Source organism: Streptococcus sp. WB01_FAA12 (genome assembly GCF_012843315.1).
In the GTDB taxonomy this organism is placed as follows: domain Bacteria; phylum Bacillota; class Bacilli; order Lactobacillales; family Streptococcaceae; genus Streptococcus.
On sequence record NZ_JABAEX010000001.1, the window covers coordinates 708,385 to 722,591 of the forward strand.

Genomic DNA, 14,207 nt, shown 5'->3' on the forward strand with positions numbered 1-14,207 from the left:
CTTTTTGCTTGTTCTTTTACCCTTCTCTCTTGCATTTTCTCTCTTTTTTTGCCAAAATAGAGGGGTAGAAAGAAGGTAGCATATGTCTAAATTACAACAAATCGTAACATATCTTGAATCAGAAAAACTAGACGTCGCTGTCGTATCTGACCCCGTCACTATCAATTACCTCACTGGCTTTTACAGTGATCCCCATGAACGCCAAATGTTCCTCTTTGTCCTAGCGGATCAGGAGCCTCTCCTCTTTGTTCCAGCCCTTGAAGTAGAGCGTGCAACCAGCACTGTTTCCTTCCCAGTAGTGGGCTATGTGGATTCTGAAAATCCTTGGCAAAAAATCAAAAACGCTTTGCCTCAGCACGACTTCAAACGTGTTGCTGTTGAGTTTGACAATCTCATCTTAACCAAATACCATGGTTTGAAAACGGTCTTTGAAACTGCTGAGTTTGAAAATCTCACTCCTCGTATCCAACGCATGCGCCTCATCAAATCAGCTGATGAAGTCCAAAAAATGATGGTTGCAGGTCTCTATGCTGATAAAGCTGTAAAAGTTGGTTTTGACAATATTTCTCTTGATAAAACCGAGACAGATATCATTGCCCAAATCGACTTCGCCTTAAAGCGTGAAGGCTATGAAATGAGTTTTGATACCATGGTCTTGACTGGCGATAATGCTGCAAATCCACACGGAATTCCTGGGGCAAACAAGGTCGAAAAAGACGCCCTTCTCCTCTTTGACCTGGGTGTTATGGTCAATGGCTATGCATCAGATATGACTCGTACAGTCGCTGTCGGCAAACCAGACCAATTCAAGAAAGATATCTACAACTTGACCCTTGAAGCCCAACAAGCTGCCCTTGACTTTATCAAGCCAGGTGTGACTGCCCATGAGGTAGACCGAGCTGCCCGTGAGGTCATCGAAAAAGCTGGTTATGGTGAGTACTTCAACCACCGTCTCGGTCACGGTATCGGTATGGATGTCCACGAATTCCCATCTATCATGGAAGGAAACGACATGGTCATCGAAGAAGGCATGTGCTTCTCTGTTGAACCAGGTATCTATATCCCTGGTAAAGTCGGTGTCCGCATCGAAGATTGCGGTGTTGTTACCAAGGATGGCTTTGACCTCTTTACAAGCACCAGCAAAGATTTGCTTTATTTTGATTAATATTCTTCGAAAATCTTCCCACAATAAAACGCATAATATCAAGGTTTTTCAACACCTGATATTATGCGTTTTTCTGATTTTTAAAACTTTTCTCCAGCTGCTTTACTTAGTTTTCTTAATACTCTGACTAAGCACAAACCCTACAACCATACCCAAGGTATTTTGCAGGAAGTTTGGTAGGATTTCTGGTAGAGCCGCTGCCCAGCCATTCATCAAAGTTGAACCCAAGGCGTAGCCCCCTACCATGGCAATCGTTGCTAAGATAAGGCCTAACCACTGAGTTTTGCCTTTAAATCCTGCGAAAAATCCCTGCAAGCCATGGTTTACCAAGCTAAAGAACATCCACTGTGGATAGCCTGATATGAGGTCAATGAGGAATCCAGCTAGTCCTCCAACGACAGCCCCCTCTTTACTGCCAAAGTAAAAGGCTGCAAAGAAGACACCCGCATCTAAGAGAGTTAGAATGCCTGTTGGCGTTGGAATTTTTAAGAAATAACCTAGAACCACAGAAAGGGCGGTTAATAGGGATACAAGGGCGATTTTAGTTGTTTTTGTTTGCTTCATATTGTCTTACTCCATATTGATCTGCTTGTGCAATAGCACGGTAAACGAAAGCTTTAGAACTTTCTATTGCTGGTAAAAGTTCATCGCCCTTAACCAAGTGACTGGCGATGCTTGAGGCAAAGGTACAACCTGCACCAGCATTTTGGCCTTGAATGACTGGGTTTTCTAGAACAGTGAAAGTTTGTCCATCATAAAAGACATCTACAGCTTTGTCCTGACTAAGGCGATTGCCCCCCTTGATAATGACTGCTGGCGCTCCTAATTCATGCAATTTCTGCGCTGCTCTTTTCATATCTTCCAAGGTTTTAATCTCTTGATCAGCTAATAATTCTGCCTCTGGAAGATTTGGCGTAATCACACTGACATGAGGAAAAAAGCGGATCAATTCTTGGCAGAGTTCACTGACTGCCACGTCGTGCGTTTCCTTGCAGACCAAGACAGGGTCTAACACCACAGGTACTCCTGGGCGTTGCTTGATAAAGTCCAGGGTCTTCTCAGCCACACTGACAGTAGGGAGAAGACCAATTTTGATTCCCGCAAAATCCACGTCACGCAAACTATCTAATTCATGTTGAAAAATGGCGTCATCTGTTGGAAAGACTTCAAATCCCTTTTCTGTCAAGGCTGTCAAACAAGTCACTGCTACAAAGCCATGCAAACCATTTAAAGTATAGGTAGCCAAATCAGCTGACAAACCGCCACCACTAAAAATATCATTTCCAGAAAGTGCTAAAATACGATTATTCTTCATAACGAATCTCCTTTAAATACAAGCCATTTGGTGCTGCTGTTGGACCAGCAAGTTGCCTATCCTTCTTCTCCAAGATCAGGTCAATCTGCTCAACTGGCATTCGGTTATTTCCAATTTTGAGCAGCGTCCCCACCATATTACGAATCTGCTTATACAAGAAACCATTTCCAGAAAAGGTAAAGGTCAAAAACTGCCCTGTCTCATCGACTGTTAAACTCGCTTCTGTGATGGTGCGAACCTTGTCCTCTACACTGGTACCAGAGGCCGTAAAACCGGTGAAATCGTGGGTTCCCTCTAGCTTTTTGATTGCCATCTGCATGCGTTCCACATCGAGTGGATAGGGAAAATGAGTGGTATAGTGACGACGCATAGGATTTTTGGGACGCCCCCTATCCACGATAAACTCATAGGTCTTGCTGTGCTTGGCATAACGGCAATGAAAATCATCCGCCACAATCTCAATAAAAATCACATCGATATCTTCAGGAGACTGGGTATCCAAGGCAAAACGAAGCTTCTCCTCATCCATCTGATGAGGAAGATCAAAATGAATGACCTGCCCCAGGGCATGAACTCCACTATCCGTCCTACCAGCACCGTGAACAGTAATCGCTTGTCCTTTATTGAGTCTCGTTAAGGTTTTTTCGATTTCCTCCTGAACGCTCCGCGCATGGGGCTGACGCTGAAAACCAGCAAAAGCGTAACCGTCATAAGAAATGATTGCTTTATATCTTGTCATAAGTCTTATTTTATCAAGAAATAAGACTGCAAACAAGTTTAAAAAACAATAATTGTCTGGGTACAGAAATAATAAAGAAAAAGCTAGGAAATCAATCCTAAGCTTTCTTTCGAAGAGAAACCATGACAAATACGGAAGTCACTATTAACCAGCATCCTAGAATGGTGAAGATCAACATACCGTTTTGAGTCACCAAGCCAATCGCCCCAAGAATGAAAGGTGTCGTAAAGGCTCCAAAGCTACATCCTAGCACTGCGAAAGATGTCGCCTGATTAAGGAGGTTAGCTGGAATTCTTTCAGAAAGAAGCTGAAAGACAGTGGTCAAGGCTACGCTGTAGGCAAAACCTGCCACAATACTTCCAACTACCATCACACCCAATGACGGAGACAAAGCTATCACAATCTGTCCCAATCCAAAGGTGATACCTGACCAAAGGAGCAACCTTTCTTTAAACAGAGAGATAAAGAAAGAAAAACTCACACCTGCCAAGATACCAATCAACTGCATGATACTTAAAACCAAACTCGATAACTGGGCATCCCCTAGACCTCTTTCCACCATCAGACTAGGAATACGAATGGTGATAGCTGTGTTGGTGCAGACAACAACTGCTGCTTCGACAGCCAATAGAAAAATCAAGCCTTTCATCTGTCCTGTCAAACGAGTCGTTTCGGCCTCTTTTTTCTTTGTTTCTTTCTTTTCTTTGCCATAAGGGACAAAGAACAGATAAAGAATCAATACTAAAAATCCCGCACTGTAGGCCAAGAAGGTCACTGTCCATCCCAAGGATAAGAGTTGACCTACCACTAGAGTCAAAATCGACGCCCCGACAACTTCTGCTGATCCGCGGAGACCCAGCATCTGGATCCGTGTCTTTCCATGATAGCGTTCGCTGATGATGGAAATAGCCTTGGCATTGATCATCCCAACACCCAAGCCAAATAAAATCCGCATCGCAAAGATAAAGTTGTAATCCTGATACCAGAAAGGGGCTGTTCCACCGATAGAAAGGATGAGAAGGCCCAGACTAATCTGAAGTCGCTCAGGAAACAACCGCTCCAAAAGCCCATTTAAAACTAGCATAATCATAATCCCAAAAGAAGGGAGACTGACTAGGAGCTCGATTTGTTCTTTGGGATAGCCCTGATAGTAGTCAAACATGGCTGGTAAAGCACTTGAGATGGAAAAGGAGGTAATCAAAACGAGGGAGAGGGCCAAAATACTAGCCCGTTCTAAAAATTGTTTCATGGATTTTCTTTCTATATATTTCTCACTGTTGATCCTTTTAAAAGGAAGAGGGCAAGAAAAGAAGGAGCCCGATTGAACTAGAGACTCCGTCCTAATTTCCCTTATAGGAAGACTATTTTCGCTTGATTTGCTTGATCAGATAGAAGATAAAGCCTGCAACCATATACGCCGCAAAAATGATCAAACACCATTTGATAACCACGTCCCAACCCTTGTTCACATTTAAAAAGAAATAAGGGAAGGGATTGTCCTTGGAATTCGGAATATTGAGTTTTAAGACCAGGCCGTTAAACAAGGCAAAAATCATATAAACCAAGGGCAAGATGGTCCACAAGACTGGATCCCAGATCTTGTATTGACCCTGTTTATCAAAGAAGAGGGTGTCGGCTAAAAACCAGAGTGGAACGATATAGTGGCAAAGGAAATTTTCCACACGGTAAAAGTCTGTCGCAATCGGAGCAAGCATAAAATGGTAAATCACACAGGTAATCATGATACTCATGGTAACGCCACCCTTGAGACGAAGCAAGATCGGACTTTGCCAATTTTCACCTGAACGGCTCATCACACGGAGCAGATAGCCCGTGAAAATCGTTACCAAAAGATTGGACAACACTGTGTAGTAAAGGAGCATACCAAAGCCACCGTGCTTGGTAATCTCCAAATAAACTCCTGTAAATGCCGCTAAGAACAAGAGCACACGACTATAAAAGATAAATTTGTAATTCAGTTTCATGGCTAGATTTTCTTAACAAACTCTGACTTGAGTTTCATAGCTCCAAAACCATCAATCTTACAGTCGATGTTGTGGTCACCTTCTACGATACGGATATTTTTAACACGAGTTCCTTGTTTCAAATCCTTTGGCGCCCCTTTTACTTTCAAGTCCTTGATAAGGGTTACAGTATCGCCGTCAGCCAATTTATTTCCATTGGCATCGATAGCAACAACACCTTCTTCTACTTCTGCAACTTCTGCAGGATTCCACTCATAGGCACACTCTGGGCAGACCAAGAGACTTCCGTCTTCGTAGACATATTCTGAATTACATTTTGGGCAATTTGGTAAGTTGTTCATAAGTCCTCCTAAAACTAACAATTATTCTTTAAAATTCATATGTTATTGAACAGCAACTATTATACCGTAAAATCCTACTTTTGACAATGTGTCCTAAGTCCAGTAAATAAAAAATCATGCAACTGTTTACAGTTACATGACTTTTAAAAGATGATTGGTCATGGGCACTTATCAAGCGCCTCATGATAAAAGGGGTAGCAACTATATTTTACAAACCAGGAGCTTGTCCAAGTTCTGCTGTAAGCATCCAAACTGTTTTCTCAAGTTCAGCCTTAGCCCCAACAAAGATATCGTTTGTAACATCATCACCTTCTTCATCAGTTACATCCAAAGCTTTTTGGAAAAGAGTGATGAGGTAGCGATAAATAGCTAGAACACGTTCCAAGCTTTCTTCAACGTTACGGAATTCTCCTTCTTCTTCTTCGATTTCACTGTGTTGAAGGAACTCTGTCAAAGTTGAGTAAGGTTTGCCACCAAGAGTAATCAAACGTTCACTGATTTCGTCAAGATAGCTATCAAGACTATCCATGTATTCATCCATTTTTGGATGCCAGACGAGGAAACCACGACCACGCATATACCAGTGAACTTGGTGAAGAGCAATGTGAGCCACATACAAGTCCGCTACTGCTTGGTTCAATACTTCCTTTGTTTTTGCCAATGCTACTGGCGCTGTTTTAGATAATGTTGTTACATCTTTTAATGCATCTTTTTTCAATTCAACCATTTTTCTCACCTCATAATATTATTTTTGTAACCAATTTATTGATTACTACCTAAGTATACTACTCCTGGTATACAAAAGCAAGGAAATTAACTCATATTAAAAAAGTTGTAATTGACTGATAATTTAAGAAAAATTTAACTTTATTTTATTAGCTGACTTGATCAGATTTGCTCGAAAATTGGCTTTGGTACAAATCATAATAAAAGCCTTTTGCTTGGAGCAAGCTTTCATGATTTCCCTGCTCAATAACCTGCCCATCCTTAAGAACGAGAATTTTGTCCGCTTCTTGAATGGTCGAAAGACGATGGGCGATGACAAAGCTGGTTCTTCCCTTCATCAAGCGTTTCATGGCTTTTTGAATCAAGAGTTCCAAACGAGTATCAACTGAGGAAGTCGCTTCATCCAGAATGAGAATTTTAGGATTGACTAGGAGAGCACGCGCGATGGTCAAAAGTTGTTTTTGCCCGAGGGAAATATTGCTTGACTCTTGGTTCATCTCCATGTTGTAACCACCAGGAAGCGTTCGGATAAAGTGATCTACATTTGCCGCTTTGGCAGCCTCTACAATATCCTCATCACTGGCGTCAAGATTTCCAAAACGTAGGTTTTCTTTGATCGTACCTTCATAGAGCCAAGCATCCTGCAAGACCATCCCAAACTGACGGCGGTAGTCTTGTCGTGACAACTGACGAATATCTTGCCCGTCAACCAAGATTGCACCTGCTGTGACATCGTAAAAACGCATGAGCAGATTGATTAAGGTTGTCTTACCTGCACCAGTTGGACCAACGATCGCTACCATCTCTCCTGGTTGAACTTCTAGATTAAAGTCTCGAATCAATGGTTTGTTTTCGACATACTGGAAATCAACCTGCTTGAAGGTTACCTGACCCGTTAAAGGTTCAAGGATTTCGAGTTCTTCTCCCTTGACTTCCTCAGTCTCATCCAAGATGTCAAAGATGCGGTCTAACGAAGACTTGGCACTTTGCATTTGACCTGCAAGTTGTGTGATGTTTTGGATAGGCTGGCTAACCTGCCAAACATACTGAACAAAGGCCTGCATATTCCCCACTGTCAAACGACCCGCAATCACTTGCAAACCACCAAGAACTGCAACGATCAGATAGGTCAAGTCCGATACAGCATGAAGGGCGGGCATCATGAGTCCAGAGATAAAGCTGGCTTTAAAACCAACACGTTGGAGATCGTCTGTAATCTTAGAAAATTCTTTATGAGAAGTTTCCTCACGACCATAGAGCTTCAAGACATTAAAACCTGTGAGATTTTCCTGCACATAGCCATTCATCCGTCCTAAAATAGCTGCCTGTTCTTTAAAATAAGGCTGAGAACGTTTCAGGATGCTTCTGGCACCAAAATAGGTCACTGGAATGGATAGAATCACCACTATAGCCAACTGAAAATTCAAGTATAATACCATTCCCATGACGAGGACAATCGTCAAAAGGGCATTGACAATTTGAAGAAAAGACTGCTGAAGGGCATTGGAAACCGTCTCAACATCACTGGTAAAGCGTCCCAATAAATCACCAAACTGGTGTTTGTCAAAGAATGACACAGGGATACGATTGATCTTTTCAGTCATTTCATTTCGCAGTTCCTGGGTCATGGACTGGACCGCATTAGTCATGAAATAGTTGGAATAATAAGACCCAAGTTCATACAAGAGTCCTCTAAAGAGGTAAATGATTAAAACAGTTCCGATGTAGGCTGTATTGATGCTAGCACCTGAAAGGCCCTTAGCCATATCTAAGAGATTCTTTGTCAACTCCGTAATGGCCAGCCCCAAGACAAAAGGCTCCAAGACACTCATGACCACACTCAAAACTTTTAGAAAGACGGCAAAGAAGACAGAAAAACGGTAGGCTTTTAAATAGCTCCACAAACGAGCCAAACTAGATTGTGTTTTCATATTTCCTCCTATTCTTCTGTTAGAGATGCATTTTTCAACTGCGACTCAGCTATTTCACGATAGATGTCATTGGTCTCCATCAATTCTTCATGTCGACCGCGACCCACGATTTCTCCCTTATCAAGAACGATGATCTGATCCGCATCCATGATGGTTCCGACACGTTGAGCAACAATTAAAACTGTAGCATTTTGTGTGACTTCCTTGAGACGACGGCGTAAAATAGCATCCGTACGATAATCCAAGGCTGAGAAAGAATCGTCAAAAATATAGATATCAGGATTCTTTATAACCGCTCGGGCAATTGATAGACGTTGCTTCTGTCCTCCAGAAAGATTGCTTCCGCCTTCAGCTAGATGAGTCGCAAAGCCTTCTTCTCGGCTTTCAATAAAATCTTTGGCTTGCGCAACGTCCGCTGCCTGATGTAGGTCTTTGTGACTAGCATCTTCCTTCCCATAGCGAATATTCTCAGCGATAGTTCCTGTAAAGAGCAAGGCCTTCTGCGGGATAAAACCGATCTTTTGACGGAGAGACTTGAGGCGGTAATCCCTCACATCAACACCATCCACTTTGATTTTTCCAAGGGTGACATCGTAAAAACGAGGAATCAATTGCACAAGAGAGGATTTACCAGATCCGGTCGATCCGATAAAGGCAATGGTTTCACCTGGTTTAGCGCTGAAAGAAATGTTGTGCAAAACAGGATTTTCCGTCTCACCAGGATAGGCAAAGGTGACATTTTCAAATTCCAAATAGCCGTGGGTTGCTGTCTCTCTGACGCCTCCTTCATTTGGATCAATAGAAATCGGCATCTCCATGACTTCTTTCAAACGTTCACTCGAAACAGCTGTACGAGGGTACATGGTGAAGAGGCTAGATAAGAAAAGGAAGGACAAGAGAGCGTGGAAACTATATTCGATAAAGGCTACCAGGTCCCCAATTTGCAGAGAACCTTGTTTGATAGGGTCCAGAGCGAACCAGACAATAGCCACAATCATGGCAATGATAATCTGAACAAACAAGGGTTCTGTCAGACCAGTTAGTTTAAACAGACGATTGGAATTAGCTGCATAGACCGCATTTTGCCCTGCAAAGCGTTCCTCCTGAAATTTCTCACGAGCAAAGGCACGAATGACACGGAGTCCCATTAGATTTTCACGAGCATATTGATTTATCTTATCTAAGGTAGCCTGCTGTTTCTCTGATAATGGTCGAGTCTTGACCGCTACATAAATGACCACCACGGCTAAGAAAGGTACTGCAAAAGCCACTATCCAAGCTAATGACGGGCTGGTCAAAAAGATCATTAAAATACTAGACAGCATCATCATGGGAGTGATGACACCCAGTTTTAAGGTCTGTTCTGCAAACTGCATAAGAACAAAGGCATCACTGGTAATACGAGTAACCAGTGAAGATACTCCTATCTTTTCATATTCATGATGAGAATACTCTTGTAATTTGGCATAGAGATCATCTCTCATATCCTTGACCATATTGGTCGTTAGCTTACTAGCAGCGTAGGCTAAGACTATACGCCCCAAGGTTCCACATAGGATAATCATCAGCATAATTGCAGCCCAAATATACAATTGCTGTTCATTCCCTTTATTCACACCTTCATCAATCATCCGAGCCAGAACAGTTGGCAGTCCAAGATTGACGATAACAAAGAAAACCGCGCCAAAGAAATCCAAGAATAACCACTTGGGATATTTTTTCAAATAAGACCAAATATAGAGCATAACTCCTCCTTTCATAACTTTTTGATATAGAAAAGAGCGCGCATCTGCACGCCTTTCTTTCCCTAAAGAACTTTCCTAGTCTAGAAAAATCCCTCTTTCACAAGAATGCTCCAAGTAAAAACAAGACAGGCAGTCAAAGTCACCTAGTACTTTTGACTGACTGTCTGGAATAACTTAGATTATTTTACAAAATCAAGCAATGCCAAGAAGCTTTCAGCTTCAAGTGAAGCTCCACCAACAAGGGCACCGTCAACGTCTGGGCAAGCCATGTATGAAGCAACGTTTTCAGGCTTAACTGAACCACCGTATTGAACACGAACTTTGTCAGCAACTTCTTGACCAAAGTCAGCCGCTACAACGTCACGAACAACCTTACACATTTTTTGTGCATCGTCTTGTGAAGCTGATTTACCAGTACCGATTGCCCAGATTGGCTCATAAGCGATAACTGATGCAGCAACTTGTTCAGCTGTCAATCCAGCCAATGCAGCAGATACTTGAGCACCTACGAATTCAGCAGCTTTACCAGCTTCGTAAGTTTCAAGCGACTCACCACAACAGATGATTGGAAGCATACCGTTTGCAAAGATTGCTTTTGCTTTTTTATTGATATCTTCGTCAGTTTCATGGAAGTAGTCACGACGTTCTGAGTGACCGATAACAACGTAGTCAGTACCGATTTCTTTCAAAACTTGTGGGCTAGTTTCACCAGTGAAAGCACCTGCATTTTCAAAGTAGCAGTTTTGAGCAGCAACTTTAAGGTTTGAACCTTTAGCAGCAGCAAGAACAGCTGTCAAATCAAGAGCTGGAGCTGCGATACCTGCTTCAACAAGGTCTGATGAAGGAAGTTTTGAGGCAACGGCTTCAACGAATGCTTTTGCTTCTTCTGGATTTTTGTTCATTTTCCAGTTACCAGCGATAAATGGTTTACGTGACATTTCACATACCTCTTTTTTCATTTTATTTTCTATTATTTTATCATATTTATAAGGAGCTTGCAAATCTTACTCTAATTTACAAGATTTTTCAAGCGGCTACTCTTGCCACAAATTCATAGCATCGAGGAAATCAGCCGAAGCCTGAACTTGTTTAGGATTGTTTGCTTCTCTCTCTGCTCGTTTGGCCTCTACCTGAGCCACAGATTGAATACCTTCATGGCGCCAGTTTCGTAAGATTGCCTGAATATATTTCCAGTTTGGCTTACCATTGAGAACAGCCTCTCGGAGAGCTTCCTTAATCAAATCCGCCTTAACTCCGTCTTCTTTGACGGTCTTGGAAAGATCCTCGATTTCAAATGGTGTTAATAAACGTCCCAATTCCTGCTGAAAAGTTTCAACCAGATCCTTGAGTTGATTTTGCGGGTTTGATGCTGTTGCAGCTGGAGTCTGGCTGTCCAACAAGTTATCCAAACGTTCAAAGGCCAAACTAGCATCAAAAATAAGCTCAATTTCCCCATTTAGTTCAATAGTTCGATATTGTAGTAGCCCATTTTCAGTCAAGTTTGAAATGGATTGGTTGACATCTGCAAGTTCTTTTCCAATAGTTTCTGCAATTTGGCTTGGCGATAGCTCATCCAAAGCAGATGTATTTTGCAGATAAAAAAATTGCCAGACGAGAAAATCATCACTGGAAGGAAAAAGTTCCTTAAAATGCAAGAGCAGGGCACTTGGCAAAACCAAGTTCCCTGATTTAAAAGCGTCAAAATATGTCATAATTCCTCTTATAAATATCCAAATGAAGCTGCGTCATCCTCTACCTTTTTCCAGTCAAAGGGGGTTTCCTGATAAACAGCATAGTTAACCCAATTACTGAAAAAGAGGGCAGCTGATGAAGACCAACAAAGACACGGTTTCTCATTCACATCATCATTTTTGAAGTAATTTTCTGGAATGTGAGGATTAAGTCCTGCCTCACAATCACGAAAATACTCTTTTGCTAGAGTATCACGGTCATATTCTAAATGACCAAAACTATAAATCTCACGAAGATCCCGACTGGCTAAAATAGAAACGCCGACTTGTTCTCCCTCAGAGAGGATTTCCAGATTGGTTTTTCCTAAAATTTCCTCCTTATAGATTTCTGTATGACGAGAATGGGGAGCTACATAGCTATCATCAAAACCACGAAAGAGAAGATGACCCTCTTTCAAGGTGTCCTGCGGGTAAATGCCTGACAATTTCTGAGCCATCTGATGCTTTTCAACTCCATAGCGAGCATAAAGACCTGCTTGGGCACCCCAACAGATATGCAGGGTCGAAAAAACATGCGTCTTGGACCATTCGATGACCTGTTTGAATTCTTCCCAGTAATCCACCTCCTCAAAAGGCAAATGCTCCACTGGTGCTCCTGTGATGATCATCCCATCAAAAAAGTCATCCTTGACCTCTGGAAAGGTCTTATAGAAGGTTTCCATATGTTCGGCACGAGTTGTCTTGGAACGATGTGTTTCCATATATAAGAAATCAATATCTAATTGCAAAGGGGTATTAGCCAAATGCCGTAAGAGTTGCGTTTCTGTTACCATCTTTTGAGGCATGAGATTTAGAATCAAAATCTTCAAGGGGCGAATATCCTGATGAGCGGCCCGTTGGTCGTCCATAACAAAGATATTTTCTGTCCTTAAAATCTCCACAGCTGGTAATTTTTTATCAATTCGAATCGGCATAATACCCTCCTAACAGTTCTCTATTTCGGGAATGATGTTGTCTGTTTGAAAGTAAAAACCTCCAAATACTTCTTCCCTTTATTATACTGTATGAAGATATAGTTTTCAATTATAGTTTTTCTCTAACTAGCTATAGTTAATTTATATAGCAGGTGAAGAGAAAACAGCCCCAAGGACTGTTTTTCATTAATAATGCATAAGTACCTTGTAATCGTAATCTCCGATTTTTTCACGGCCTTTAAGCTCATCAAGTTCAATCAAGAAAGCACAACCTGCTACAACTCCACCGAGTCTCTCAATCATTTCGATGGTCGCTTTAACAGTTCCACCTGTTGCCAAAAGATCATCTACGATGAGAACACGTTGGCCTGGCTTGATGGCATCTGCATGCATGGTCAAGGTATCAATACCATACTCTTTCTCATAGTCAGCAGAAATCACTTCACGCGGTAATTTCCCTGGTTTACGAACAGGAGCAAATCCAATCCCCAACTCAAAGGCAACGGGACAGCCAACGATAAAACCACGGGCTTCTGGTCCCACAATCATGTCGATTTTCTTATCAGTTGCATACTGAACAATTTCACGAACAGCATAGCTATAAGCATTTCCATCTGCCATCAAAGGGCTGATATCACGGAAGGTGATGCCTTCCTTGGGATAATTTTCAATCGTTGCGATATAATCTTTTAAATTCATCTTTTTCTTTCTTTCAAAGTTTTTTACTCTCTATTATACCATATTTTCCGTGAAAGAAGAAGAGGAAAAGCACTATTCTCTTGTTCCATCAGGCTATTAATGGACTTATTTCCCCAGGAATGAACTTATCATCAAAAAAACGAGCACATTCGTACTCGTTTTTAAAAATTTGTTAATTAAAGTGAGTTTACGTCAACCTTGATACCAACACCTTGAGTAGTTGTGATTGTCAAGTTTGTTACGTAAGTTCCTTTAGCTGTAGCTGGTTTTGCTTTTTGGATTGTTTCGTTGAAAGCTTTAAAGTTTTCAACCAATTTTTCAGCTTCAAATGATACTTTACCGATAATTGCTTGAACGTTACCTGCACGGTCAGCACGGTAAGTGATTTTACCACCTTTAGACTCTTCAACTGCTTTAGCAACATCCATTGTTACTGTACCAGTTTTAGGGTTTGGCATCAAGTTACGTGGTCCAAGGACACGTCCAAGACGTCCAACAAGAGCCATCATGTCAGGTGTAGCGATAACTACGTCGAAGTCCAACCAACCGTCGTTGATTTTCGCAACTAGGTCATCTTCACCAACAAAGTCTGCACCAGCAGCTTTTGCTTCTTCAGCTTTTGCACCACGTGCGAAAACAAGAACGCGTGAAGTTTTACCAGTACCGTTTGGCAATACCATTGCGCCACGGATTTGTTGGTCAGCTTTTTTAACGTCGATGTTCAAGTTGTAAGCAACTTCTACAGTTGCGTCAAATTTTGCAAAGTTAGTTTCTTTTGCAAGTGCTACAGCTTCTTCTACGCTGTACGCTTTTGTGCTGTCGATTTTCTCAAGTGCAGCACGAAGTTGTTTGCTTTTTTTAGCCATTTTCTATTCTCCTTGTAAGTGGTTCAATCG

15 protein-coding genes are annotated in these 14,207 nt (G+C 41.8%); 1 reads left to right on the plus strand and 14 read right to left on the minus strand.

Going from position 1 to position 14,207, the window contains the following annotated elements; genetic code table 11:
- Positions 1–82: 82 nt before the first annotated feature.
- Entirely contained in the window at positions 83–1,165 is a 1,083-nt protein-coding gene (locus HF881_RS03560; protein ID WP_000040932.1) for a Xaa-Pro peptidase family protein, read from the plus strand.
- Between the two features lie 102 nt (positions 1,166–1,267).
- On the opposite strand, the gene HF881_RS03565 is transcribed toward HF881_RS03560, so the two are convergent.
- The 14 genes from HF881_RS03565 to rplA form a co-directional block, all read right to left on the minus strand.
- Positions 1,268–1,729: an ECF transporter S component gene (locus HF881_RS03565; protein ID WP_169446497.1), complete on the minus strand. Its 462-nt coding sequence runs from the start codon at positions 1,727–1,729 to the stop codon at positions 1,268–1,270.
- Positions 1,707–2,480, minus strand: a complete 774-nt coding sequence (locus HF881_RS03570; RefSeq protein WP_169446498.1) for a bifunctional hydroxymethylpyrimidine kinase/phosphomethylpyrimidine kinase — start codon at positions 2,478–2,480, stop codon at positions 1,707–1,709. Before HF881_RS03570 ends, HF881_RS03565 begins: the two co-directional genes overlap by 23 nt.
- On the minus strand, positions 2,470–3,219 hold the full coding sequence (gene truA, locus HF881_RS03575) for a tRNA pseudouridine(38-40) synthase TruA (RefSeq protein ID WP_000199150.1): 750 nt from the start codon (positions 3,217–3,219) through the stop codon (positions 2,470–2,472). Before truA ends, HF881_RS03570 begins: the two co-directional genes overlap by 11 nt.
- Positions 3,220–3,316: 97 nt before the next feature.
- Positions 3,317–4,468, minus strand: a complete 1,152-nt coding sequence (locus HF881_RS03580; protein WP_169446500.1) for an MFS transporter — start codon at positions 4,466–4,468, stop codon at positions 3,317–3,319.
- A gap of 112 nt (positions 4,469–4,580) precedes the next feature.
- On the minus strand, positions 4,581–5,204 hold the full coding sequence (locus HF881_RS03585) for a Pr6Pr family membrane protein (RefSeq protein ID WP_169446501.1): 624 nt from the start codon (positions 5,202–5,204) through the stop codon (positions 4,581–4,583).
- Positions 5,205–5,206: 2 nt separating this feature from the next.
- A complete protein-coding gene (locus HF881_RS03590) occupies positions 5,207–5,545 on the minus strand; it encodes a zinc ribbon domain-containing protein YjdM (protein WP_001061600.1) in 339 nt (112 codons plus the stop codon).
- 208 nt (positions 5,546–5,753) lie between these two features.
- On the minus strand, positions 5,754–6,272 hold the full coding sequence (locus HF881_RS03595; RefSeq protein ID WP_169446503.1) for a Dps family protein: 519 nt from the start codon (positions 6,270–6,272) through the stop codon (positions 5,754–5,756).
- Between the two features lie 148 nt (positions 6,273–6,420).
- Complete coding sequence (locus HF881_RS03600; RefSeq protein ID WP_169446505.1) at positions 6,421–8,202, minus strand: ABC transporter ATP-binding protein; 1,782 nt, start codon at positions 8,200–8,202, stop codon at positions 6,421–6,423.
- Between the two features lie 8 nt (positions 8,203–8,210).
- Positions 8,211–9,947 carry an ABC transporter ATP-binding protein gene (locus tag HF881_RS03605; protein WP_169446506.1) on the minus strand — a complete coding sequence of 579 codons (1,737 nt, stop codon included), beginning with the start codon at positions 9,945–9,947 and terminating at the stop codon, positions 8,211–8,213.
- Positions 9,948–10,126: 179 nt separating this feature from the next.
- On the minus strand, positions 10,127–10,885 hold the full coding sequence (gene tpiA / locus HF881_RS03610) for a triose-phosphate isomerase (RefSeq protein WP_000087891.1): 759 nt from the start codon (positions 10,883–10,885) through the stop codon (positions 10,127–10,129).
- Between the two features lie 96 nt (positions 10,886–10,981).
- Positions 10,982–11,659, minus strand: a complete 678-nt coding sequence (locus HF881_RS03615) for a DnaD domain-containing protein (RefSeq protein WP_169446507.1) — start codon at positions 11,657–11,659, stop codon at positions 10,982–10,984.
- An 8-nt stretch (positions 11,660–11,667) separates the two neighbouring features.
- The gene (gene metA, locus HF881_RS03620; protein WP_084973317.1) at positions 11,668–12,612 is read right to left on the minus strand and encodes a homoserine O-succinyltransferase; all 945 of its coding nucleotides are present in this window, start codon (positions 12,610–12,612) and stop codon (positions 11,668–11,670) included.
- A gap of 186 nt (positions 12,613–12,798) precedes the next feature.
- Positions 12,799–13,311 (minus strand): adenine phosphoribosyltransferase, encoded by a 513-nt coding sequence (locus HF881_RS03625; protein ID WP_001049316.1) that lies wholly within the window; start codon positions 13,309–13,311, stop codon positions 12,799–12,801.
- A gap of 176 nt (positions 13,312–13,487) precedes the next feature.
- Positions 13,488–14,177, minus strand: a complete 690-nt coding sequence (gene rplA, locus HF881_RS03630; protein ID WP_001085675.1) for a 50S ribosomal protein L1 — start codon at positions 14,175–14,177, stop codon at positions 13,488–13,490.
- Positions 14,178–14,207 lie beyond the last annotated feature (30 nt).